Consider the following 23,533-nt stretch of genomic DNA (forward strand, 5'->3'; position numbering starts at 1 on the left):
CTTCGAAATTTGAAAAAAGTAGTCAGAGCATTTCCTTAAGGAAGTTCTTTTATTAAAAGCCTCCCTTAGCTTTCTTTAAATGGCTAGCGCTGACCATCCCATTCAGCAAAAAATTCTTCTAAGTAAAGTTCTAAAAATTGATGCCTCTGCTCTGCTATTTGCATGCCATAAGTTGTATTCATCAGTTCTTTTAGTTTTAATAATTTCTGGTAGAAATGTATGATGGCAGTGTCGTCCCCACTTCTATAAGCTTCTTTACTGAGCTGATCTGGAGATAATGATCTATTGGAATCATGGATAAGCCGTCCCTTATAAGCAGAATAGGCCATGGTTCTTGCTACTCCAATAGCCCCCATGGCATCCAAGCGGTCTGCATCTTGAACAACCTTAATTTCCAAGCTTTTTTAATCTTTGATCCTGCCCTAGTCGATAAGAGATGTGTCTCGTAATATATAAGATTTCTTCAGCAAGTTCCGGATCTACTTGCTCTTTTACTAACCATTGTTCAACTTCTAGATCCGCTTTTTGAGGATCATCATTTAATTTACTGTCAGCCATGTCATGCAAGAGAGCAGCCATTTGACAGATAAAAAGGTCTGCATTTTCTTTTTGAGCAATTGCCTTAGCCATGTTTCGAACACGAACAATATGCCACCAGTCATGACCACTAGAATCGTTTTCTAGCTTAGCTTTGACCCAGTTTTCTGTCTTTTTTAATAGCTGCTCCTTTGTAGTCAGCTTACTGATCTCCTGTGAATAAGGCCTTGTAATCCCCATACCCTTTTTGCTCCAATTCTTCAAAGGGGATAAAGTTTAGGGCTGCTGAATTAATGCAGTACCTCAAGCCTCCCTTATCAACAGGTCCATCATTAAAGACATGACCAAGGTGAGACTTGCTATTACGGCTTCTAACTTCTACTCGGTGCATACCAAAGGATGAATCTTCATGATTGGTTACAGCACGGTTTTCAACAGGTTTTGAAAATGCTGGCCAGCCACAGCCTGATTGGTATTTATCCAGTGAGGTAAAGAGGACTTCGCCACTAACAACATCTACATAGATACCCTTTTCAAAGAACTGATCATACTGACCACTGTAGGCTCTTTCAGTTGCTCCCTCCTGAGTCACTTGATAGGACAAATCGCCAATACGTTGACGTAGTTCTTCTTTAGATTCCACCTTTATACCTCCTTTTTGATAGGCCTTATTTTAAAAATGTCTCGTTTTTAGGATTAATGTAGTCAGCTTAGCTTATCTTACTAGCAAACTGACAGCTTAAGTTTAGGTCTATTTTATCATATTCTCATTCTTCTTATGACTTTAAGGCAGGAAAAAACTCACTTTTTCAAGTGAGTTCAGACTGTAGACAAAGTGATGATTTCTCAGAGAAAACTGATGACAAACAAAGTCATTAGAGAGTTGCCTTAAAGATCTTTTTTGCCCTGATCAGAGTGTCTGAGTAAGGCTTTGTATCCTACTGGTCGGGCTTCTTTGACTCTCCTATCTCAAAAGCTTCTAAATAAAATCTTTTAGGGATCAAAAGCTTGGCGCAAGCTATTGTACTTGTCTAAAATGCTATTTTTATGCTTGCTGACATAGGCATAGTCTTCTTTTAGTGTGGGGATGGCTTCTAATGGTTTAATATCACTACTGGTCTTGGCATCTTTTCTTATAGGACGATTGGTTGTAGATTGGGCAAAACTGTTTTGAACCTCTAAAGACAGGACAAAATCAATAAAAGCCTTGGCCTTTTCTATTGATTTAGAGCCTTTGACGATGGCCATTGACGAAGGTAGAAAGACCGTTCCTTCTTTGGGGTAAACAATGGAAATATTAGCTCCGCTCTTTTGCAGGTTAAGACAAGGATCCTCATAGCTGAGCCCCACCACCATTTTACCATCAGCTACTGACTGGTAAACATCTGATGAGCTAGCAGAGCTAATACCATTGATGTTGTGAATCAAATCTTGAACATAGTTCCAGGCTTTGGGATTTTTGTAACCACCTTTGGCTAACAAGATATTGGTTAGTTGGGAAAAAGCACTGGATGAACTATTAGGATCCCCAAAGGCAATTTTGCCCTTTAAAGCTGGATTGAGCAAATCTTCATAGGAACGAATGGGAATATCCTTGGCCAGAGCATTGTTAACGATAAAGACGCTACCGTTAATGGTGTAAGGACTAGCAATGTCACTGGGATAAAGAGTATCCGCAATGAGATGATTGGCTGCCTTAGGAAGATAGGAATCAAATAAATCCTTATGACTTTCAAACTGACTATAATTACCACCAAAGAAAAGGTCTGCCTTTAAGCCTGAACCTTTCTTTTCTAATTGCTTCATGAGCTGACCTGTTCCTCCTTGAATCAACCTGACTTTGATGCCATATTTTTCTTCAAAGGCAGGAATAGTTCCTGTTAAGAGGGTCTGACTGTTAGGACTTAAAATCACTAGTTCTTTAGTGTCAGGACTACTTCGCCTATCCCTGTGATTAAGATAGTAAAAAGAAGTAAAGATTACTAGCATAAGAATTCCTAAAAGAGCTAAGACTTTAACATAGGTCTTGGACATTTTCATCTCCTATTCTGTGCTAAGTTTGACTAAGTGTTCTTTGAAGGCCTTGACCGTTTGTCCCATATATTTTTTAAAGACGCGATCAAAATAACGATAATCATAAATGCCTACAGCTTCTGCAATCTGATAGACCAACAAGTCTGGTTCATTGAGCATCAGTTGGATAGCTTGGTTGATACGGTATTGGTTGATATAATCACTCAAGGTCATGTTCAGGTGTTTTTTAGCTAAATTGTAGAGGTAACTTTCACTGTAGCCTAGCTCATGGGCTAATTGGCTAATCATGATTTTTTCCTGATAGTGGTCATGAATGAAGTGCAACATGTCTTGCGCTGCCTCTGGCAATTGTTCACTGATCTGAGGAAGTGGTAAGTACAGATGACTTTGATCACCTCTTAGCTTTTGATCTTCTAGTCGCTCAATAATGCTTCTTAAAGTCTGATATAAGGCCTCTTTTTCCAGGGGCTTGGTCAAAAATTCAAGTACACCGTAGTGAAGGGCTGATCTGGCATTTGGAAAATCGGCATAGCCTGACAAGATGATTTTGGCATAAGAATAGTCTTTTGTAGCATCAAACATTTCAAAGGCTGTCATGATTGGCATATTGATGTCTGTCAAAACTATATCAGGCTTGCTTTCAGCAATCAGTGCTGCTCCTTCTTTGCCATCTTTTGCTTCTCCCACAACGACAATGTCTAATAGTTTGTAATCAATGGCATAATGAAGCCATTTACGAATCAGATGTTCATCTTCCACAATTAAAAGTTTGTACATCTCTTACTCCTTAATCTTATAAAGTAGCAAAAAGTCCTTCTCTCTTTTCTCAAAGCTTAGGGTCACCTCTGAGAAATGATGTTTCAAACGTCTGTAGGAATTCACCAGACCATGATGTGAATCTTCTGATTCTAAGAGTGCTCTGATTTCTGCTTGTCTATCAGGGCTAATTCCCGGCCCATTATCTGATACTGCAAAGTAGATAGTATCTGCTACCCTACTAATTTCTATGCCAAGTGACACATCGTGGCGGTGACGAAAACCATACTTAATACTGTTTTCAACCACAGGTAACAAAAAGAGCTTGGGAATCTTAAGATCTTCAAGGGTCTTATCACATACAATCTCATAATCAAGCTCTTCAAACCTCACTTTATTAATGACTAAATAAGACTCCAAAACGGCCAAATCTTCCTTTAGTGGCACAGCTTCTGAAGAACCATTTAGGCTATAACGTAGCAATTTGGTTAGGCGAAGCACAATTTTTTCGGTTAGCTCAGGATCATAATGGCTGGTAATCAAAATCGTCTCTAGAGTATTGTAGAGAAAATGAGGGTTAAATTGCGCCTCAAGCATACGTTTTTCAAAGTTTAACCTTTGCTTTTCCAGTTCTAAGGTTTTATCGTTCAAGCCCTGCAAGCGTCCGACCATTTGATTGATCTGTCCGGCTAAGAATTGAAATTCATCTTGGCTGCTCAGTTCAATCCTTGATTTTTCTTGCCTAGAAATAGCTGCCATATCTCTGGTTATTTGAGTAATAGCTCGTGAATTCTTGGAAGCAATCTTATCTGCTAGGGATCTTGATTTCCAGTTCAAGACCATAAAAATGATTAGAGAAGAAATTAATGAAAATAAGAGCACCATCTTAATAGGAATTAAGGGGCGATAAAGAAAGAGGGTAATAGTTGGACTCAGCTTGATCTGTCTAAGAATAAAAGCTCGATTCCCATGAAAGATAAAGTATCCTTTCAACAAGCGGCTATCTACCTTATGAAGACTGGAAGAAATAAAGTCACGATTACTAAAGACAAAACTGTTATCAAAGCGATCTGAAATGATAATATCTGAATTAATATCCTTGGAAGGAGGCAAAAAATCCTTACCGTTCATCAGTAAAACAGAATAACCCTTGATAAGGTTGTTAACCCTAATAGGTTCAATCATAGCTAAAAAATGTTCTTCTTCATTATCCATGATAATTTTTACTAGGTTTTTCTTACTTTTGGCTTCTTGGATGATTTGCGACATGTAAACCGATTGGTTGAAAAAATTACCTAATTGTTGATTACTAGCAAACAAGAGCTGATTTTCAGGACTAAAAATCATAAGTTCTGTCTGACTTTGAGAATGATTTCTAAAATGATAATACTGCTTACCAAGGTCATCAAGGGTCAATTGATGAGATAAAAATGAAGCTAAAATGGTCTGATTAAGATCCTTTAACAGACTTCTATTTTTCTTTAAGAGGTGATGGTAAGTTCCCTCCACACTCTTTAGATCACGATAGAGACCAATTTGTTGAGGGGCTAAGGAAAAAATTAGAAAAAAGCCAATTAATAAGACCGATAAGATCAGGGATTGATGCGAAAAATCATGCGAGATATCGTCTTGTAAGTGTTTTTTAAACTGTTCTTCCATGAGCCACTCTTTCCTTTCTAACATCTTTTATTATAGCAAATGTCAGCCAAGCCTTGCTAGAGTCACTTGCTTTTAAAGTAAACTTAAAAAAGATAAGTAAAAGAGGAGAATAGACTTCTACTTATCTTTTTGTCTACAGTCAATTAGCAAATGCCGAACAATCCTAGGATAATCCCTAAGAACATGATGCCAAACATGATCCAGTTAATATTGACTTTCTTACGTAGAAGCCAAAAGGCAGTCAAAGTAACCATTAAAGGCACGATGCCAATGAATAATTGGTCCAAATAGTTTTGTATGGAAGCTGCTTCTTTAGCCCCTTTAGCAGCAACGGTTAAAATAGTTTTAAATTTAACATTTGAAGCTGTCATAGAACCAACCATCATCAAACCAAGCATACTAGAGGTTTTGGTAACTATCTTGATACCACCTGATTCATATAACTTTTTGATGAAGCCTGCACCGACAGAATAACCACCATATAAACTATAGTAATGAATAATAAAGGCAGGTATATTGTAAAGTAGCAAGAAAACAACTGCTCCCATGGCTGAACCAGTGCTAGCCAGTGAGATCCCAATTCCTGCTGCAATCACCCGTAAGATTCCCCAGAAGAAAGAATCACCAACGCCAGAAATAGGTCCCATCAAGGAAGCCTTAACAGCCGTAATAGAACTGGCGTCAAATTCTGGATCTTCACTGTTTTTCTTTTCCATTGAAGCCACAAGTCCCATGATAAAGTTATTAATGTGCATGGTTGCATTAAACCATGTGGTGTGTCTAACCAAGGCTTCTGCCTTATCTTTATCCTTTTTATAAAACAGATTAATGACAGGTAATAAGGTGTAAATGACCCCAATAGCATGATATTGAGTAGCCCCAGTACGACTAGCATTCATGGTCCATGAACGCCAAAAGACTGAGCGTAACATTTTGCGTTCTTCTTTAGTCAACTTGTCTTGCGTTTTCATGCAAAGAAATCCTCCTCTTCTGATTCTTTGGAATCAAATGTGTTTTGCTTACTGATAAGACCATTACCAATAGCATCCATTTCCAAATCTCTTTGTGAACTGATGACACAGATCACAGCACCAAGGGCAGCTACTGCAACTGCAGGCAATTTCAAGTAAGCTGTCAAGACAAATCCTAATAAGTAAAAGACTGCCAATTTATTAGTCCACAGTAGTTTCATCAGCATAGCAAAGCCGACAGCAGGTAAGAGACCTCCAGCTGCGCTCAAACCATTCATAAGATTTTGAGGGATATGTTGAACAAAGCTATTAACCGGCCCACTGCCCACTAAAATACCAATAAATGAAATAGAGGCAATAATGAGGTAATAAACAATCCATGTCCCATAATGAAGTAAAACAAGCTGACCTTGTTGATTTTCAGCGGCCGCCTTGTCTACCCACGGAGCAAAGATATTCATAAAGACATTTTTCAAAAACATGACCACAAAGGCTGCAAGCATCCCAATTGGTACTGCCAAGGTCATGGCTGCTTTTTGGTCAATGTGTGAAATAATGGTAAAAGTTGTTGCCATTGCAGTTGCTGTTACAGGCTCTGCAGCAATGACACCACCGATATTGACATTTCCTAGAAAGAGTGCCTCAAGAGAAGCTCCCATCAAAATACCAACCTTCATATCCCCCAGTAACAGACCTGTAACCAAGCCTACCACTAGTGGACGCTCCATCATACTTTGACCGGTTAAATAATTTCCTCCAAAACAAATCAAGACAGCAAGGGCTGCCATTGTTGCTGGCATTAACATCTCTATCACCTCTCTTTATTTGACTAATTGGCTTAAGTGAACCTTGCTGTTTGAAGGCAAGACCTGGTTAAAGACATCCAAGTTTGGAAGGCTGGCTAGTTCTTTAGCTGCTTCTAACTCTTTGGGATTTAACAATAAGCTGGAAGTTAATTTGACCTTGCTGGCTGGATCTGATTTATCAAAGCGACCAACATTTGCTACATTGACAGCTTCTAAATCGCTTACATTTTTAGCAATAGCACAAGCATCTGTCACAGAATTAACAATGACAAAGATACGTTTATCCTTTGCCCGCGGATCATTGAAAAGCTGGATGGAATCTTCTACAGAACGTATCAAGAGTTTCATGCCATTTGGCACTGCCATCTTTAAAGTCATTTGTGTGATTTCATTTTTAGCTGCTTCATCGTTTGCCACCACAAGTAAGGGAGCATTTAATTCCTTTGTCCAAACAACCGCTACTTGTCCATGAATCAGACGGTCGTCAACACGAATTTGAGTAATCATTTTTCTTCCTCCTTAATTAAAAAAGTCATCATCAGAGTCATGGCTACTTTCTATAGCAACCAACTGAACTTGGGATTCATTAATAGTGTTTTGAATTTCCTCTTTTGTAAGAGCTTCATCTGGTTTTAAAAACATGAGTGATAAGAGAGTCGCTAGATTGCTATTTGAGATTAAGAAAATATTGTCCTTACCACTTGCCATCACTGCTGCAAGCATTTTCTGATTAACACTACCTCCCAATAAATCTGTGAAAATGAGTGCTTGTTCATCAGCTGCCACTCCTGCAATAAAGTCCTCAATGCGACTAGTGTAGTCACTATCATCAATATAGGCATCAATCGTTTCTATCTCTTGGCCACGACCTGCTAAAATTTCAATTGAGCTCTGCAAACCACTGGCTAATTTCCCATGACTACCAATTAGACATTTTCGTTTCATCTTTTCCTCCAACTAAGTGCGAGACTTACCTTTACCAGTATCTGACTGGCTAAGTTACAGCTTCATTTTATCAAATGAAAACGTTTTTAAAATGGACTATTCTACTTAATGTGTAGACAATCCTACACAAAGAAAGCTGAATGATCTTAATCAGAACCTAAAAAAGACTAATGAGAGGCTGTACTAACCCCAAAAAGTTGGACACTATATTTAGTAAAGAATTTGTCCACTTCTTGCTCTTAAAAGGGTTACCAAAGGTCTTAGCTATTGAAAAAATAGTGAACTTCTTTCCTAACAAAAAACTGATCCTCATAAATGAAGATCAGTCTTGAGAAAAACCTATCTTTTAACTTGTTTCTAACCTTGCTACTAACTTAGGAACTTCTTTTTTGCATCCATCGATAAGTGAAAGCTATTAATAGCCCAGCAATGACTAGGCGTAACTATTACAGTAATCTCATTTGCTAGAAAACTACCAAAGAAAAAGCCATTACTACCCTTTTGTGACCATTTTAGAAATAATCCCGGAGTATCCGTAGCTGATACTCAGAAAATGGTTAAAACTTGATGGATAAAGCCTTGATTAAAGATAGTCATTAAAAAGCCTGCAGAAAAAACATTTTTCTACAAGCTGAAACTTATTTTTTAAGTAGGATAAATCCTTATTTTTTACTTTCTTCATCCATGGATAAAACACTCAAGAAAGCCTCTTGTGGCACTTCCACTGATCCAATAGATTTCATGCGTTTCTTACCGGCTTTTTGTTTTTCAAGCAATTTACGTTTACGAGAAACATCACCACCATAACACTTAGCCAAGACATTTTTACGAAGGGCCTTGATATCTGAGCGGGCCACAATTTTTTGGCCAATAGCCGCCTGAATAGGCACTTCAAATTGTTGACGAGGGATGATTTTTTTCAACTTATCAACGATGATTTTCCCACGTTCATAAGCAAATTCTTTGTGAACAATAAAGCTAAGGGCATCAACCTTATCACCATTTAACAAGATATCCATTTTCACAAGCTGTGATTTACGGTATTCTGAAATTTCGTAGTCAAAGCTGGCATAACCTTTTGTTGATGATTTTAGCTTGTCAAAGAAATCAAAGACAATTTCAGCCAGGGGAATCTGGTAAATCACGTTAACACGATTATCATCAATATAATCCATAGTCACAAAATCACCACGTTTTCGTTGGGACAATTCCATAACTGCACCAACAAATTCTTGAGGAACCATAATTTGAGCTTTCACATATGGTTCTTCAATGATATCAACACGTGTAGGGTCAGGGAATTCTGAAGGATTTGAGACTTCTAACAATTGACCGTCAGTCGTATGAACATGGTAAACTACCGAAGGCGCCGTCATAATCAAATCAATGTTAAACTCACGCTCCAAACGTTCCTGAATAACATCCATATGAAGCAAACCTAGGAAGCCACAGCGAAAACCAAAGCCAAGAGCCTGTGAGGTTTCTGGTTCAAATTGTAAACTAGCATCATTGAGTTGAAGCTTTTCCAAAGCCTCTCTGAGATCATTATACTTATTAGACTCAATTGGGTATAGACCTGCAAAGACCATTGGATTCATTTGTTTATAGCCGTGCAGTGGTTCTTGAGCAGGGTTAGTAGCAAGGGTTACCGTATCACCAACACGTGTGTCTGCCACGGTCTTAATAGAGGCAGCAATATAACCAACGTCACCAGTTGCTAGAAAATCACGTCCCACTGCCTTAGGAGTAAAAATACCAACTTCTGTCACATCAAAGGTTTTACCATTAGACATCATTTGGATTTTATCACCAGGCTTAACAATACCATTTACAATGCGGACTTGTAAAATAACTCCTCTGTAGGCATCGTAGGCAGAGTCAAATATCAAAGCTTGCAAGGGCTCATCAACATCACCAGCTGGTGCTGGAACTTTTTCAACTATTTGCTCAAGGATTTCTTCTATCCCTATGCCAGCTTTTGCAGAGGCTAGGACAGCTTCAGAAGCGTCTAATCCAATCACATCTTCCACTTCTTGACGAACGCGTTCTGGATCTGCGGCTGGTAAATCAATTTTATTGATGACTGGCAAAATTTCCAAATCATTATCAAGTGCCAAGTAAACATTGGCCAAGGTTTGCGCTTCGATCCCTTGCGCTGCATCTACCACTAAAACAGCACCCTCACAGGCAGCCAGTGACCGTGAAACTTCATAGGTGAAATCCACATGACCTGGGGTGTCAATGAGGTGCAAAATATAGGTCTGTCCATCCTTTGCTTGGTAATTTAATTCAATAGCATTGAGTTTGATAGTAATCCCACGTTCTCGCTCCAAGTCCATGGAATCTAATAATTGAGCTTGCATCTCTCGACTTGAGACTGTTTCTGTTTTTTCTAAAATTCTATCTGCCAGAGTTGATTTCCCATGGTCAATATGGGCAATTATGGAAAAATTTCTAATCTTCTCTTGGCGTTTTTTAAGTTCTTGACTGTTCATTTTGGCTTCCTATACACATTTTTCGTTTCCCTTTATTATAACAAAAATATAAGCTTCTAGCTATAGTAAGTCATTTCTTAGCAAATATAAGATCTCAAAAGAGAATTGACTTAGATTCTATATTAAAAATATGAAAAATTGTTTCATTTTAATATAAAACCAAAACTATTTTAAAAAATTTGTTATACTATTAGCATGAAAACGCTAAATCTCACTGGAGAGAGATTTGGTCGTTTAACTGTCATCAAAAAACAAATAAACGAGCAGGAAATAACGAATTTGTCTATCTTTGCCATTGCAATTGTGGCAATGTTATTGAATCCTGTAGTTCATTACTTAAACAGGGGAAAACTAGGTCTTGCGGTTACCTTCATAGGGATACTAGAATGACAGATCTTAAAGCTCTGAATAAAAAAAGACCATCGTTGATGGTGTTGAACTTGACATGTTTCAAAATCGGAAAAACAAAATAATACCAGTGCTTACAAAGGTGTCTATAAACACCATAATGGCTATATGGCCAGAATCTGTGTTAAGGGGATTCACCATTGAGGAGACCTATTCGGATCGCAAAGCATTAGAAAAGAAATTTCTTCCAAAAGTAAAATGATGTTGAAAAAATAGAAGGTGCTCGGAGCATCTTCTATTTTTTTAAAGAAAAACACTATTTAAAGGTCACAACCAAACCATATATTCATTTCTCTTTGAGCTGACTCAGCTGAATCAGACCCATGAACAACATTTTGGATTCCTCCACCGTCCTCAGCTGCTTGAGCAAAATCACCACGAATAGTTCCAGGAAGAGCATCCTTAGGATTTGTAACTCCCATCATAGTTCGCCAGGACGAGATAACATGATTACCAGAGATAACTCCAATTACAAGGGGAGCACTTGTCATATAACATTCAAGATCAAGGAAAAATGGCTTATCTACTAGATCCTCATAATGTTTTCTAAGAAGCTCAGAACTAGCTTCACGCAGTTCCAATTTTTCAATAGTGAACCCTCTACGCTCAATGCGATCTAGGACTTGGCCAACTAAACCTCGACTAACACCATCTGGTTTAATCATAAAGAAAGTCTTTTCCATAAATACCTCAATGTATAATCTATTTTCCACTAGCTTCTTGTATCTGCAATGAAGTGGATTTTTCTTTATTTTACACCTTTAGTATTTAAAGTACAAGCGATTACAAATTACATTGATTATTACAACAATAAACGTATCAAAGTCAAACTAAAAGGACTTAGCCCTGTACAATATACAATACAGGACTAAATCCTTTATAAAATATAGTGTCCAACTTTTTGGGGTCAGTACAATATCGCTACTGCCTTTTTTTATTGTTCATCCGGGAAATCAAATATAGACTGCCAAAAATGCTTTCATAAATCAGGAAAAATCCCATAAAACAATGCATAAAGAATGTTTCTGGCAGAATCCAGATAACAGGGTCTGTTAAGGGATCAAAAGTCCAGTTGTCCTTTCCTGGAAAGAGAAGCTGGTGAAAGAGGGTAAAAAAACTATCAAAGCCCATCATGAAGGCAAATACTCCAATAAGAATAGGAAGGAGAACCGCCATCAAAAAGAAAGAACCGTGGAGCTGAATGCTTCTATTTTTTATCCTTTTACATAAGAATCGGACAGCAGGAACTAATAATATAAGAAAAATAGCCTGTGCCAAGTGAAAGAGATACTTAACATCCTGAAAATGAGCTAATCCTTCCTTAGAAGATGAGAAACTGGCAAAGCTTAATCGACTTATAAAGGGATTGGTCAAATAATCCATCAAGCCATTAAAATGATATAAAATCGTCTCTTTTTCCATATAAACGACTTTTGTTAAATGGAGATGATCTATCTCAATAGGATAAAAAAGCCAGGCCCCATAAATGGTTACTAATGTAGACAATGCCAAAAGCCACAAGCAAGTTAAAGCTAATAAGAATTTTTCTGTCTTCATAAGTCCCATTCATCCAAGCTTGTTAAAACATGATTTGGCATGGTTGGTAGGTTAGGTACTTCTTCTTGACTTGTGAAACCTGTTGTAACCAATAAGGTAGCTATGTCATTTTGAATCCCTGCCATAATATCTGTCAAATAATTGTCCCCAACCATTATGGCTTCTTGTCTTTTAACATTCAGAATTTCTAAAGCTTTATTCATAATAATGGCATTAGGCTTACCTATATAAACAGCCTTAGTTCGGGTGGCTGCTTCTATCAAGGCAACTAATGACCCTGCCCCTGGTAAGAGTCCTCTTTCTGTAGGGATATTTAAGTCAGGATTTGTTCCGATAAAAAGAGCACCCTTTTGAACAGCTAAGGTCGCTGTCGCTAACATGTCATAAGTTAACTTAGAATCTAGTCCAACCACGACATAGGCTGGGTTCTCAGTATCTTCTACATAGCCAGCTTCAGAAATAGCAGACTTCAGTCCTGTTTCACCAATAACATAGACCGTTTTTCCACGCTTCATATCGTTCATATAATCTACTGTTGCCATTGTAGCGGTGTAGATGGTTTCAAGCGGCGTTTCAACTAAAAACTGGTCTTTTAACATGCTTTGGATCATCTCTGGCGTCCGAGTTGTATTATTGGTCACTAAGAGATAAGGGATCTTTTTAGCTTGCAGACGTTTTATGAAACGCTCTCCTGCCGGGATCCTATCTTTTCCCTTATAAATTGTTCCATCTAAATCAATGAGATAGCCTTTATATTCCACCTTAAAACTCCTTAACTTTCTATTTTTTGCCATTCTATAATGGCCTGGGCATTAAGAACATCGTCTGACCTTATCTCATGATAAGACCGTAAGCCCTCACGTCTATAGCAAGAAGTGATTTGACCACCAGGGGCAACTTCTTTAACGTATTTTAACTGAACACTACTGGGGCGATGATGATGTAAAAATTCATAACCCAGAACATCATATATCCAATCCAAGTATTTACTATTGTTGACATGACCATTCATATCAATATCATAGTAGCGTACCTGGTAGATTTTTTCTTCTGCTTCTCCTAAAGGATCCATACGAGCTACTCTTTTTAGCTTTTTAATAAATTCTGACTGAAAAGGTTCAACGATTTCCACGGGTATAGGAGCAACCTTACGACTTTCTGGACTCATTAAGGCAAAATGTGTAAGGATATCAGCTATTTGGTGATTATCAGCATCAAAAATGCGAAACTGACGGTAACAGAAGAACTTGTTATAGGAAGTAGCTTCAGTCTCTATCCAAACGCTTTCATTAAAACGTGGTAGACGTTCAAAGGTCATCTCATAGTCTGTAATAATCCAAACCAGCTCATACCTTTCCAAGATATACTCGTCACTGCGTTTTAGGAGCCGGCTTTGTTTTCCTGAAAGAGCTAGGCAATAAGCTAAAAATGAAGACAATTTTGCATCATGTTTAACATCACAGAGGTCAAAGGGCAAGGTCAATTTCTCTTTGTATTTTAATCCCATAATAAGACTCCTAATCTAGTATGAATTTCTCAGCAACTGAGTCTCCCAAAAAAAGACCTCTTTTGGTCATTCTTATATAATCCTTATCTTTGACAAGAAGCCCATCTTCTTGCAAATCTGCAACAACCTGGCCATAGAGCTGATCAAAAGAGTGATCAAACTTCTCTTCGAACCTTTTAATGGAGACACCAGACTTTTTACGTAAACCGAGAAACAATTCTTCTTCCATCTTTTCCTTTTGTGACAGCACTTCTTCACTCAAGCGAGCATTTCCCTTTGCCACAGCCTGCAAGTAATGTTGGATGGGTACCCTGTTTCGATAGCGAATGCCATCTATATAACCAGATGCACCAGCACCACAGCCATAGTATTCATCATTGTTCCAGTACATCAAGTTATGCTTACTATAGTAACCAGGCTTTGAAAAGTTCGAAATTTCATAATGTTCAAAACCATTTGCTTCCATCTCTGAAATGATATAGTCAAACATTTGAGCTTCCAAATCTTCAGTTGGTAAATTTAGCTTGCCACGACGCATCTTATTCATAAAGACTGTGTGATGTTCTAAAATCAGGCTGTAAAGGCTTAAATGAGGGATATCCAAGGCTATGGCTTTAGCCACGTTTTCTTTCACTTCTTCCAAGCTTTGTCCAGGTAAAGCATAGATTAAATCTATAGAAATGTTATTGAATCCCGCCCTCTTCAAGGCATTAATGGTTGAATAAATCTGTTCTTCATTATGACTTCGCCCAATTTGTTTAAGGTGTTTGTCATGAAAAGTCTGTACCCCTAAAGAAACTCGGTTGACTGCAGATTTTTTTAAGACAGCAATTTTTTCCTCATCTAGGTCACCTGGATTAGCTTCAATGGTGAATTCTTCTAGACTGGTCAGATCTAAGCCCTTACTTATTTCTGACAATAAATAGTCCAACTGTTCACTACTTATAGCTGTAGGAGTGCCCCCACCGATATAAAGGGTACGCAGATTTGTAATATGATAAGAACGAAACTCAGCTATCAGAGCTCGCAGATAGTCATCAACAGGTTGATTTTTAATAAAAACTTTTGAGAAATCACAATAATAACAGATTTGTGTACAAAAGGGGATGTGGACATAGGCAGAATCAGGTTTTTTTAACATGCTCTTATTTTAACATTTTGACAGTAAAAAAACATCTTTAGCTGATCACTTTGACGCATTTAAGATAAGAGCTCTCTTGACCATGGCCACTGACTTTAAAACTTTTATAGGCTAAAGCTTCCAGTGTCTTTAATGCAGCCTCCTCTTTTTCATCCACTAACATTTCTAAAGACTTGATTTCGTACCTACTCAAAGCAAAGTTTTCAATAGCTGTAAAAAATGCTTCTCCATTTTTTGACGCATCAGTCTCTTTTCTTGCAAAGCGGATCCTGAGTTGTTCTCCCTCCACTTGAAAAATGCAGTAGCCAATCAGTTGACCGTTCCTTAAAACTTGACAATAGTCTTTTTCTTCTGATGCTGTCTTTGGTGAACCTTTAAATCCTTGTAGGTCTTCTTTATCAAAGTCAATCAGCTTCCAAGTAGTCAGGATTTCTTTGACACTATCTTGGCTAAGGGGCATCAGATAATAGTAGACTTCTGTCATTAATTTTCTTAAGCTTTTATCTAATTGTTTGCGCCTTTTTAACTGTGTTATCTCTTTGTCTGCACTGTAGATATAGTGGACATAGGAGTCCTGGATCTCAGGCACCATTAACTGAAAAATCTGCCGACTGTCCTTTGATAAGTGCTCTGCTAATAGCTTTCTTTTTTCTATAGACATCACTCTACCTTCTAAAAAAGTGAAAAGAATTGATCTTTTCACCTTTATTATTAATCAATTCCAATTTCCTTGCGAACGACTGCTGCGATGGTATCAACATAGTAATCGACTTCTTCAGCTGTAGGAGCTTCTGCCATTACACGAAGAAGAGGTTCAGTTCCACTAGGACGTACAAGGATTCGGCCATTACCTTGCATTTCATTTTCCATCTGAGCAATAATTTCAGCAATAGCAGGAACTTCCATAGCCTTATTTTTCATGCTATTTTCAACACGAATATTCACTAATTTCTGAGGATAGATGGTGACTTCAGCAGCTAGTTCAGAAAGAGATTTACCTGTTTCTTTCATCACTTTGGTCAACTGAATAGCCGTCAATTGTCCATCACCAGTAGTGTTATAGTCCATGATAATCACATGACCAGACTGCTCACCACCCAAATTATATTCGAACTTACGCATTTCCTCAACAACATAACGGTCACCTACAGCTGTGATAGCCTTGTTGATGCCATGTTGATCAAGTGCTTTGTGGAAGCCAAGGTTTGACATAACTGTTGTTACAATAGTATTTTTAGCAAGCAAGCCCTTATCAGACAAGAACTTACCAATGATAAACATTATCTTGTCCCCATCAACAATCTCGCCATTTTCATCAACTGCAATGAGACGGTCACTGTCACCATCAAAGGCTAAACCGATATTAGATGCTGTTTCTTTGACCAATTCCTGTAATTGTTCAGGATGGGTCGAACCAACGCCATCATTAATATTCAAACCGTCAGGAGTTTCTCCGATAACTACAATTTCAGCATTTAAATCTAAGAAAATATCACGCGCAGAAACTGAAGCTGCTCCATTTGCAGTATCTAAAGCAATTTTCATACCTTCTAGATCACTACCAGTTGACACAAGGAACTTTTCATACTTACGAAGTCCTTCTGGATAATCCACTAAGGTTCCTAGCCCTTCAGCACTTGGACGTGGTAGCCTATCTTCGCTAGCATCTAGCAGTGCTTCAATTTCAAGCTCTTGATCGTCTGCTAATTTGAAACCGTCATTACCAAAGAACTTGATACCATTGTCCATAGCAGGATTATGGCTGGCAGAAATCATAACACCAGCACTAGCTTTTTCTGTTCTTACTAAATAAGACACACCTGGTGTTGCTAGTACACCTAATTTATAAACTTCAATCCCTACTGAAAGTAGTCCAGCCACCAAGGCTGATTCAAGCATTTCCCCTGAAATACGCGTATCACGAGCTACAAAAACTCTAGGTGTACCTGTTTCGTGTTGGCTTAGTACATAACCACCAAAACGGCCTAATTTAAAAGCTAATTCCGGTGTTAATTCCACATTTGCTTCACCACGAACACCATCTGTTCCGAAATATTTAACCATAATCACTTCTCAGCGTAAAACGCTTCCTCCATTTCTTATACTATGATATTATCTTTTATTTTTTCTTGGTTGTCAATTGAACGGTCACAGATGACGGCTCAATGGAGACATGATCTGATCTCAAAGTGACTGTTTTGCTGGTATTTTTCGTGACATCAGTAATATCAATTTCTGCCACTAGCTCATCAATAGTGTCTAAGACCTCACGACTACCAGAAATAACAGCCTTTTGTTTTGAAGCTTTAGCCTGTATATCTGCCAAGCCTTCATGCATATTTCCATATAAGGCCACTCTAATTGGCACTGTTTTTGTTATCTTATTGACCTTAACTTTGAGCAGAGTCTTAGCAGGACTAATTGAGCTTGCTAAGATAGTGCCATCAGAAGTTACAGCTTGCAGTGTTACCTCGTCGCTATAATCCTTATCTAATTTGACATTATCAGGTAATTTAGCAATGACATGATCAATCAAATCAATTTTAGATTCATCGCTGGTTACTTCAACTTTTTTATGTTCTGTTTCTATATGGGCAATTTCATAACCACTAGCTATTTGTTTAGGTTCAACCGAACCGCTAACGTCAAAAGCCTTTGTTTTCTTCTTTCCAATAGTTACAGAAATCTTATCAGGTGTAATCTTGGCAGCGACTCCTGCTGGAAGGTTGTTCACCCTTAAAGGAACGGTGACTTTTCCAGGTTTACTATTTGTTAAGTCTGCCACAATTTTAAAATTACGGGTGTCACTGTTAACCTCTGAATCTAATTTGACACGATTGGTTGAGGTTAGGTAAACTTGTGCACCATAGGAATATTCACTGATAAAATACTTTTCACTATCATACTTTAAATCTATGGGAACATCAGACAAACTATGGGTATAGGTCTCAATTGGACTATAGATTTGTGAATTAGTTTTACTGTAGTTACTTGATGCAGCCACTAAGAATAGGAGAACAGCAAAGAATATTGAGACCAGTCCTAACCAAAAGCGACTAACAAAAAATTTCTTCATTATTACTTGCCTCCAAAAATAGTTTTGTACCAAGGGCTTTTTCTTTCTGTCCCGTTATTGATATAAGTCCTTAAAACTGTTTCGAAATCAGATTTAGACAGGTCATGTAAGAATTGGCCTTTACGTGTAACTGAAATACCTCCTGTTTCCTCAGAGACAACAATTGTAACAGCATCTGAGTTTTCAGACAAACCAATAGCGGCTCTGTGTCTAGTTCCAAATTCTTTTGATATAGAAAGAGATTCTGAAAGTGGTAAATAAGCACAAGATGCTGCTATTTTGTTATCCGCAATAATAACCGCCCCATCATGTAGAGGGGTATTGGGGATAAAGATATTAATCAAGAGTTGACTAGAGATGTCAGCATTTAAGGGGATCCCTGTTCCAATGTAGGACTGCAAGGTTTGAGCTTGTTCAATCACAATTAAAGCTCCAATCTTACGTGGGCTCATATAGGCAACTGACTTCAAGAGTGCATCCACTAGTTTTTCTTCATCACTAATGGTTTCTTTCTGTAAGAAGACCTGGGTTGTACGACCAAACTTTTCTAGACCAGCCCGTATTTCTGGAGCAAAGATGATCAGACCAGCTATGACCCCATAAGTAATAACTTGATTCATTAAGAAGGTTATGGTTGTAAAACCTACCCATTCCGCCACAAAACGCAGGACAATAAATAAGACCACACCTTGAACTAGTGACATAATCTTCGTACCCGCTAAAGCCTTTATAAAACGGTAAAGGACAAAAGCAACTATTAAGATATCCAAAAGATGAACAGCCAAGGTCCTAGGGTCGTCAAATAAGCTGGCAATAAATTTTGCATCAATATTACTTAAATTACTCATACTATTCTCTTTCTATCTGAAATACAATCTACGTTATTATACCATTTTTCTGAAAGTTTTTCTTTATTTAAATTTTATAAACTTATGTTAAAATATAAACATGAAACTTAAGACAATAATGGGCGTAACTGCCGGAAAAATAGCATATAAAGTATTAAAGGCCATGGGACGAGGATCAACTTATCCAGGGAAGCTGGCCTTAAACTTTGATAAAGAGATTTTAGACACACTTGCCAAAGATTATGAGATTGTTGTGATCACTGGAACCAATGGAAAAACCCTGACAACTGCCCTAACAGTGGGGATATTAAAGGAAGCCTTTGGTCAGGTTCTGACAAATCCAAGTGGTGCCAATATGATCACTGGTATCGTATCTACCTTCTTAACAGCTAAGAGAGGAAAAAGTGGGAAAAAAATAGCTGTCCTAGAGATTGACGAAGCTAGTCTTCCAAAAATCACCAAGTATATTAGTCCCAGTCTCTTTGTTTTTACCAATATCTTTCGTGACCAGATGGACCGCTATGGGGAGATCTATACTACCTATCAGCTGATTATTGATGGGGCTAAAAATGCACCTCAGGCAACTATTTTAGCCAATGGTGATAGTCCTCTCTTTGCATCAAAAGAGCTCATTAATCCTGTCAAATACTATGGTTTTAATACAAAAGAGCACCAACCTCGCCTAGCTCATTACAATACTGAAGGTATTTTGTGTCCTAAATGTGAACATATCCTGCAATACAAACTCAATACCTATGCTAATCTAGGCCATTATACCTGTTTAAATTGTCAGTTCCAAAGACCAAAATTGGATTATCAGTTGACTGCTCTGACAGAAATAAGCAATTCAAAATCAGCCTTTGTTATTGATGGCCAAGACTACAAAATCAATGTCGGCGGCCTCTACAACATTTACAATGCCTTAGCAGCTGTTTCAGTTGCTGAATTCTTTGGTGTGGCACCAGAGAAAATTAAGGCTGGCTTTGATAAAAGTAGGGCTGTTTTTGGACGCCAAGAGACCTTTAAAATCGGAGAAAAAACGTGTACCTTGGTTCTAATCAAAAACCCTGTGGGAGCTAGTCAAGCTTTAGAAATGATTAAACTAGCTGATGTTCCTTTTAGTCTATCTGTCCTACTGAACGCAAACTATGCTGATGGTATTGATACCTCATGGATTTGGGATGCCAACTTTGAATTAATTAACCAAATGCCAATCACAGAAATCACTGCTGCTGGTGTCCGTCATTCTGAAATTGCACGTCGTTTACGAGTTTCAGGATATGATGAAAGTAGGATAAAAGAAGCTGAAAAACTTGAAGATGTTATGACAGCCATTGAAAACCAAGAAGCTGATCATGCTTATATTTTAGCAACCTATACAGCCATGCTTCAATTCCGTGAAATGTTAGCGGAACGCCATATCGTTAAAAAGGAGATGAACTAATGACCTATACTTCTCTACAATCTCCTGATCCTATTAATTATCAGTTTGACATCAGAATTGCTCATTTATATGGTAATTTGATGAATACCTATGGAGACAATGGTAATGTCCTTATGCTTAAATATGTAGCTGAAAAACTCGGAGCACATGTTACCGTTGATATTCTATCCATAGATGATCACTTAGACGCTGATGCCTATGATATTATTTTCTTTGGTGGTGGTCAGGACTACGAGCAAACTATTGTTGCTCGCGACTTAGCGAACAAAAAAGAAGCAATTGATACCTATATAAAAAAAGACAAAGTCATCTTGGCTATCTGTGGAGGTTTTCAATTATTAGGACAATATTATATCCAAGCAAACGGTGAAAAGATCAATGGTATTGGTGTCATGGGTCACTATACCTTAAATCAAGATAACAATCGTTATATCGGAGATATTAAAATCTATAATGAAGAATTTAACGAAACCTATTATGGTTTTGAAAACCACCAAGGGCGTACCTTCTTATCTGATGATGAAAAGCCCCTAGGAAAAGTCATTTATGGAAATGGAAACAATAATGAAGATCAAACCGAAGGTGTCCACTATAAGAATGTCTTTGGTTCTTATTTCCACGGACCAATCCTTTCTCGAAATGTTAACTTAACTTATCGTTTAGTAACAACTGCTTTAAAAAATAAATACGGCCCAACCGTGAAATTAGCAAATTATGATACCATACTTGGAAATGAAGTATCACAAGAGTATGCTGATGTCAAAAGTAAAGCCGAATGTGAAAGATAAAGACTATCTTATCATTGATAATAAAAAAACCTCTGAGGATTCTTATCCTCAGGGGTTTTTGAGATTATGGTTACTTAAAAAATCAATTAAAAGATTAATCCTTGCGCTTAGCTGAATATGAAACCATTCCTGCGCTTGCCATAACTGCTAATGCTGCTGCAGTGAAAATTGAGGTAACAGAATCACCTGTTGAAGGAAGTTCTGCTTTAGTTGCTTGTCCAAAATTATGTGACATTGCAGAGCTATGTGCTTTTTGACCCATAGGTATATCGTTCATCATGCCTGCTGGGCCATTTCCATGAACAGATTTTTGTTTATGGTCTGAAGCGTCAGTTTTTTCACTCATGCCGTCTTTACCATCATGACCTGGTTTGCCATCAATACCGTCGCGACCAGGTTTGCCATCTTTTCCGTCTGTTCCAGCTTTACCATCTTGACCGTTGCGTCCGTTTTGGCCATCTTTACCTTTTTGGCCATCTTGTCCATCACGACCTTTTTGTCCAGCTTGACCATCACGGCCATCACGGCCATCACGACCATCACGACCAGTTGCACCATCTCTTCCCCGAGCTCCATCTCGGCCATCACAACCATCTAATCCGTCACGTCCTGCTTGCCCTGGGCGGCCTTCTGGTCCAGTAGCACCATCGCGACCATCTAGACCATCTCGGCCTGGAATTCCAGGACCAAAATCAACAAAACCTGGTGCACTAGGAATTCCCCCAGGATATACACCTGCACTTGGACCAATTCCAAAAGTAGGATAGTGGCTATCATGAACAGAAAAACCATATCCAGCACGACCTAATGAAGAATCTGGACTTTCTGCAAATGCTGTTGTTCCCTGCATACCGAGTGCGAATAGCGTTCCTAAGAGAACAGAGGCCGCACCGAAACTATACTTACGAATTCCAAAACGTTGTTTTTTGGCAACGTCATTTTTCATGTTTGTCATGATATTTCTTCTTATTTTGCTCACTTTAAAGGAATTGAGCAGTTATATTGTTTTAGTTATGAGGTTGAGAAACTGACCAGGTTCTCAAGTTAATAACCAAGATATATCATGCCACGTTTGGAAAAATCCATCATGTATACTTCGCTATTTTTTGTCAAATGTGATAACAATTTGCAAGTTTCAGAAAGCGATACCACTGCAGTCAATAACTATTATTTACTTTAAAATATTGATTTTAAGATATCACAAGGATTTGCTATAGTAAGAACTTGTAAAGTACTAAATCACAGGCATTAACTGGGAATAGTGGAAGCTTATTGCAATATTGATTGGCTTTCTAATGTAGTGATTTGTTATTACATATGCATTATCTGAAAGGTTTACAACAATATATTAAAGAAAGGAAAGAAAACAAAGTTCATGTATAAACGTTCCATACTTGAATCTTTACACATTTGCTTGAAAATTCCCATCATTGTTTTAGATGACAGATTAAACACAATTAGAATATATCCTATGGATATTAAAGATACATTGAATGATCGACTGAAACAATTTTTACGAGACAGCTGTTGTCAAAATTGTTTTTCTCCTTTTAAACTTCTTTGTCTATCTGCAAATTCATTATTAGCTGTCTATAGATATCAGAAGCATCTGATAATCTTTGGTCCTTTTTTATCCAATTATCCATTAGAAACAGCTCTTCCCTTAGTTCAAACAGAGCGTCTCCCTCAAGAGTACTTATCTGTCCATAATCATTTTAAACTTCCTCATGTCAATAATATCAGTCATCTCTTGCATTTAATCCACTATTTTTTTACAGGACACTTGCCATCACTTAAGAGTGAGCATAAAGACCTGTCTCAAAAAAATAATAGCATTCTCCATAATAATCTTTCCAAGCAAGAAATGAAAGCCTCCAATGACATAGAAGATAAGCACATAATAGATGAATCACTTTTACTTGACTGCATGAAAAGTGGCAACCTCAAGGATGTCAAACAGTTTCTTCAACGTCAATTTACAAAAACAAAAGATCCCCGTTCAGAAAAGAATTACTCCATCCTAATCTTCGAAAAAATTTCTCAGTTTGCCATTTCAATGGGTATTTCCCGTCAATTTGCTCATGACACGAGAGACGACTATATTGAAAAGTATGAACAGTGTCAATCCGTTCATGAAGTGCTTCAATTAAGAGAGTCTGCCGTTCTCCTTTTCACTCAAAAAATAAGTGGTGTTAATAAACATTCTTACACCGTGTCACGCATTTTACACTATATCCAAGAAAATATTTCTAAAAGATTACTCATTCGCACTATCGCAAGAGAAGTCAATTTTAGTGAATCCAACATCCGTAAGCTCTTCAAAAAAGAAATGAAATGCTCTATCCAACAATATATACGTCAACAAAAAATTGAACAAGCTAAACTTCTATTGCGTCATGGTATAAGCGTAACAGAAGTCAGTATTAATTTGGGGTATTCTGACGCCGCTCATTTTTCAAAAACATTTAAAACAATCGTTGGTATCTCCCCAAAACAATATCAACAAAAACCACAAAGAGAGATTTGCTAGTTATTAATCCTATAAAAAAATCCCCTTCTAC

Annotated in this window: 22 protein-coding genes and 2 pseudogenes; 4 read left to right on the forward strand and 20 right to left on the reverse strand. The window is 37.7% G+C overall.

Annotated elements, in window-relative coordinates:
• Window positions 1-83 precede the first annotated feature (83 nt).
• The 11 genes and pseudogenes from HBN42_RS02225 to ndk form a co-directional block, all read right to left on the reverse strand.
• Window positions 84-777, reverse strand: a pseudogene (locus tag HBN42_RS02225) (HD domain-containing protein).
• Window positions 740-1,180, reverse strand: coding sequence for a peptide-methionine (R)-S-oxide reductase MsrB (msrB, locus tag HBN42_RS02230; RefSeq protein WP_165993299.1), 441 nt, complete (start codon window positions 1,178-1,180; stop codon window positions 740-742). Before msrB ends, HBN42_RS02225 begins: the two are co-directional and overlap by 38 nt.
• Window positions 1,181-1,530: 350 nt before the next feature.
• Window positions 1,531-2,577, reverse strand: a complete 1,047-nt coding sequence (locus HBN42_RS02235; RefSeq protein ID WP_413251916.1) for an extracellular solute-binding protein — start codon at window positions 2,575-2,577, stop codon at window positions 1,531-1,533.
• Window positions 2,578-2,580: 3 nt separating this feature from the next.
• Window positions 2,581-3,348: a response regulator transcription factor gene (locus tag HBN42_RS02240; protein ID WP_165993303.1), complete on the reverse strand. Its 768-nt coding sequence runs from the start codon at window positions 3,346-3,348 to the stop codon at window positions 2,581-2,583.
• A gap of 3 nt (window positions 3,349-3,351) precedes the next feature.
• Entirely contained in the window at window positions 3,352-4,986 is a 1,635-nt protein-coding gene (locus HBN42_RS02245; RefSeq protein ID WP_165993305.1) for a sensor histidine kinase, read from the reverse strand.
• A gap of 143 nt (window positions 4,987-5,129) precedes the next feature.
• Window positions 5,130-5,957, reverse strand: coding sequence for a PTS system mannose/fructose/sorbose family transporter subunit IID (locus tag HBN42_RS02250; RefSeq protein ID WP_165993307.1), 828 nt, complete (start codon window positions 5,955-5,957; stop codon window positions 5,130-5,132).
• Window positions 5,954-6,763, reverse strand: coding sequence for a PTS mannose/fructose/sorbose/N-acetylgalactosamine transporter subunit IIC (locus HBN42_RS02255; RefSeq protein ID WP_165993308.1), 810 nt, complete (start codon window positions 6,761-6,763; stop codon window positions 5,954-5,956). Before HBN42_RS02255 ends, HBN42_RS02250 begins: the two co-directional genes overlap by 4 nt.
• Before the next feature lie 15 nt (window positions 6,764-6,778).
• On the reverse strand, window positions 6,779-7,270 hold the full coding sequence (locus tag HBN42_RS02260; protein ID WP_165993310.1) for a PTS sugar transporter subunit IIB: 492 nt from the start codon (window positions 7,268-7,270) through the stop codon (window positions 6,779-6,781).
• Window positions 7,271-7,282: 12 nt separating this feature from the next.
• Window positions 7,283-7,708 (reverse strand): PTS sugar transporter subunit IIA, encoded by a 426-nt coding sequence (locus HBN42_RS02265; protein ID WP_165993312.1) that lies wholly within the window; start codon window positions 7,706-7,708, stop codon window positions 7,283-7,285.
• 662 nt (window positions 7,709-8,370) lie between these two features.
• Window positions 8,371-10,203, reverse strand: a complete 1,833-nt coding sequence (gene lepA, locus HBN42_RS02270; protein WP_165993314.1) for a translation elongation factor 4 — start codon at window positions 10,201-10,203, stop codon at window positions 8,371-8,373.
• Between the two features lie 668 nt (window positions 10,204-10,871).
• Entirely contained in the window at window positions 10,872-11,294 is a 423-nt protein-coding gene (gene ndk, locus HBN42_RS02275; RefSeq protein WP_165993316.1) for a nucleoside-diphosphate kinase, read from the reverse strand.
• Between the two features lie 93 nt (window positions 11,295-11,387).
• Here ndk and HBN42_RS02280 point away from each other — a divergent pair.
• Window positions 11,388-11,483: pseudogene (locus tag HBN42_RS02280) on the forward strand (IS3 family transposase); the annotation flags it as partial.
• Between the two features lie 49 nt (window positions 11,484-11,532).
• Here HBN42_RS02280 and HBN42_RS02285 read toward each other — a convergent pair.
• Genes HBN42_RS02285 through cdaA form a run of 8 tightly spaced genes read right to left on the reverse strand, consistent with a single transcriptional unit; the run spans window position 11,533 to window position 18,740 of the window.
• Complete coding sequence (locus HBN42_RS02285; RefSeq protein WP_165993317.1) at window positions 11,533-12,168, reverse strand: TIGR01906 family membrane protein; 636 nt, start codon at window positions 12,166-12,168, stop codon at window positions 11,533-11,535.
• Entirely contained in the window at window positions 12,165-12,929 is a 765-nt protein-coding gene (locus tag HBN42_RS02290; RefSeq protein ID WP_165993319.1) for a TIGR01457 family HAD-type hydrolase, read from the reverse strand. Before HBN42_RS02290 ends, HBN42_RS02285 begins: the two co-directional genes overlap by 4 nt.
• Before the next feature lie 11 nt (window positions 12,930-12,940).
• The gene (locus tag HBN42_RS02295) at window positions 12,941-13,675 is read right to left on the reverse strand and encodes an acyl-ACP thioesterase domain-containing protein (protein WP_165993321.1); all 735 of its coding nucleotides are present in this window, start codon (window positions 13,673-13,675) and stop codon (window positions 12,941-12,943) included.
• Between the two features lie 10 nt (window positions 13,676-13,685).
• The gene (hemW, locus tag HBN42_RS02300) at window positions 13,686-14,816 is read right to left on the reverse strand and encodes a radical SAM family heme chaperone HemW (RefSeq protein ID WP_165993322.1); all 1,131 of its coding nucleotides are present in this window, start codon (window positions 14,814-14,816) and stop codon (window positions 13,686-13,688) included.
• Between the two features lie 37 nt (window positions 14,817-14,853).
• Complete coding sequence (locus tag HBN42_RS02305; protein ID WP_165993324.1) at window positions 14,854-15,477, reverse strand: hypothetical protein; 624 nt, start codon at window positions 15,475-15,477, stop codon at window positions 14,854-14,856.
• 50 nt (window positions 15,478-15,527) lie between these two features.
• Window positions 15,528-16,880, reverse strand: coding sequence for a phosphoglucosamine mutase (glmM, locus tag HBN42_RS02310; protein WP_165993325.1), 1,353 nt, complete (start codon window positions 16,878-16,880; stop codon window positions 15,528-15,530).
• 55 nt (window positions 16,881-16,935) lie between these two features.
• Window positions 16,936-17,892: a CdaR family protein gene (locus HBN42_RS02315; RefSeq protein WP_165993327.1), complete on the reverse strand. Its 957-nt coding sequence runs from the start codon at window positions 17,890-17,892 to the stop codon at window positions 16,936-16,938.
• A gap of 2 nt (window positions 17,893-17,894) precedes the next feature.
• Window positions 17,895-18,740, reverse strand: coding sequence for a diadenylate cyclase CdaA (gene cdaA / locus HBN42_RS02320; RefSeq protein ID WP_165993329.1), 846 nt, complete (start codon window positions 18,738-18,740; stop codon window positions 17,895-17,897).
• Window positions 18,741-18,840: 100 nt separating this feature from the next.
• Here cdaA and murT point away from each other — a divergent pair, with 100 nt between their 5' ends.
• Together murT and gatD are read left to right on the forward strand one after the other, a co-directional pair.
• The gene (gene murT / locus HBN42_RS02325; RefSeq protein ID WP_165993331.1) at window positions 18,841-20,184 is read left to right on the forward strand and encodes a lipid II isoglutaminyl synthase subunit MurT; all 1,344 of its coding nucleotides are present in this window, start codon (window positions 18,841-18,843) and stop codon (window positions 20,182-20,184) included.
• The gene (gene gatD / locus HBN42_RS02330; RefSeq protein ID WP_165993333.1) at window positions 20,184-20,972 is read left to right on the forward strand and encodes a lipid II isoglutaminyl synthase subunit GatD; all 789 of its coding nucleotides are present in this window, start codon (window positions 20,184-20,186) and stop codon (window positions 20,970-20,972) included. Before murT ends, gatD begins: the two co-directional genes overlap by 1 nt.
• Window positions 20,973-21,066: 94 nt before the next feature.
• Here the strand turns inward: gatD and HBN42_RS02335 are convergent, their stop codons facing one another.
• Window positions 21,067-21,927, reverse strand: a complete 861-nt coding sequence (locus tag HBN42_RS02335; RefSeq protein ID WP_165993335.1) for a YSIRK-type signal peptide-containing protein — start codon at window positions 21,925-21,927, stop codon at window positions 21,067-21,069.
• A gap of 420 nt (window positions 21,928-22,347) precedes the next feature.
• Between HBN42_RS02335 and HBN42_RS02340 the strand changes: the two genes are divergently transcribed.
• Window positions 22,348-23,502, forward strand: a complete 1,155-nt coding sequence (locus tag HBN42_RS02340) for a YSIRK-targeted surface antigen transcriptional regulator (RefSeq protein ID WP_165993337.1) — start codon at window positions 22,348-22,350, stop codon at window positions 23,500-23,502.
• Window positions 23,503-23,533 lie beyond the last annotated feature (31 nt).

The organism is Streptococcus catagoni, from assembly GCF_011421425.1.
In the GTDB taxonomy this organism is placed as follows: domain Bacteria; phylum Bacillota; class Bacilli; order Lactobacillales; family Streptococcaceae; genus Streptococcus; species Streptococcus catagoni.

Excerpts from the sequence above, each read along its gene's own strand:
- HBN42_RS02235 (WP_413251916.1), bottom strand. The coding sequence starts at position 2,577 with ATGAAAATGTCCAAGACCTATGTTAAAGTCTTAGCTCTTTTAGGAATT.
- HBN42_RS02240 (WP_165993303.1), bottom strand. The coding sequence starts at position 3,348 with ATGTACAAACTTTTAATTGTGGAAGATGAACATCTGATTCGTAAATGG.
- HBN42_RS02245 (WP_165993305.1), bottom strand. The coding sequence starts at position 4,986 with ATGGAAGAACAGTTTAAAAAACACTTACAAGACGATATCTCGCATGAT.
- HBN42_RS02250 (WP_165993307.1), bottom strand. The coding sequence starts at position 5,957 with ATGAAAACGCAAGACAAGTTGACTAAAGAAGAACGCAAAATGTTACGC.
- HBN42_RS02255 (WP_165993308.1), bottom strand. The coding sequence starts at position 6,763 with ATGTTAATGCCAGCAACAATGGCAGCCCTTGCTGTCTTGATTTGTTTT.
- HBN42_RS02260 (WP_165993310.1), bottom strand. The coding sequence starts at position 7,270 with ATGATTACTCAAATTCGTGTTGACGACCGTCTGATTCATGGACAAGTA.
- HBN42_RS02265 (WP_165993312.1), bottom strand. The coding sequence starts at position 7,708 with ATGAAACGAAAATGTCTAATTGGTAGTCATGGGAAATTAGCCAGTGGT.
- lepA (WP_165993314.1), bottom strand. The coding sequence starts at position 10,203 with ATGAACAGTCAAGAACTTAAAAAACGCCAAGAGAAGATTAGAAATTTT.
- ndk (WP_165993316.1), bottom strand. The coding sequence starts at position 11,294 with ATGGAAAAGACTTTCTTTATGATTAAACCAGATGGTGTTAGTCGAGGT.
- HBN42_RS02285 (WP_165993317.1), bottom strand. The coding sequence starts at position 12,168 with ATGAAGACAGAAAAATTCTTATTAGCTTTAACTTGCTTGTGGCTTTTG.
- HBN42_RS02295 (WP_165993321.1), bottom strand. The coding sequence starts at position 13,675 with ATGGGATTAAAATACAAAGAGAAATTGACCTTGCCCTTTGACCTCTGT.
- hemW (WP_165993322.1), bottom strand. The coding sequence starts at position 14,816 with ATGTTAAAAAAACCTGATTCTGCCTATGTCCACATCCCCTTTTGTACA.
- HBN42_RS02305 (WP_165993324.1), bottom strand. The coding sequence starts at position 15,477 with ATGTCTATAGAAAAAAGAAAGCTATTAGCAGAGCACTTATCAAAGGAC.
- glmM (WP_165993325.1), bottom strand. The coding sequence starts at position 16,880 with ATGGTTAAATATTTCGGAACAGATGGTGTTCGTGGTGAAGCAAATGTG.
- HBN42_RS02315 (WP_165993327.1), bottom strand. The coding sequence starts at position 17,892 with ATGAAGAAATTTTTTGTTAGTCGCTTTTGGTTAGGACTGGTCTCAATA.
- cdaA (WP_165993329.1), bottom strand. The coding sequence starts at position 18,740 with ATGAGTAATTTAAGTAATATTGATGCAAAATTTATTGCCAGCTTATTT.
- murT (WP_165993331.1), top strand. The coding sequence starts at position 18,841 with ATGAAACTTAAGACAATAATGGGCGTAACTGCCGGAAAAATAGCATAT.
- gatD (WP_165993333.1), top strand. The coding sequence starts at position 20,184 with ATGACCTATACTTCTCTACAATCTCCTGATCCTATTAATTATCAGTTT.
- HBN42_RS02335 (WP_165993335.1), bottom strand. The coding sequence starts at position 21,927 with ATGACAAACATGAAAAATGACGTTGCCAAAAAACAACGTTTTGGAATT.
- HBN42_RS02340 (WP_165993337.1), top strand. The coding sequence starts at position 22,348 with ATGTATAAACGTTCCATACTTGAATCTTTACACATTTGCTTGAAAATT.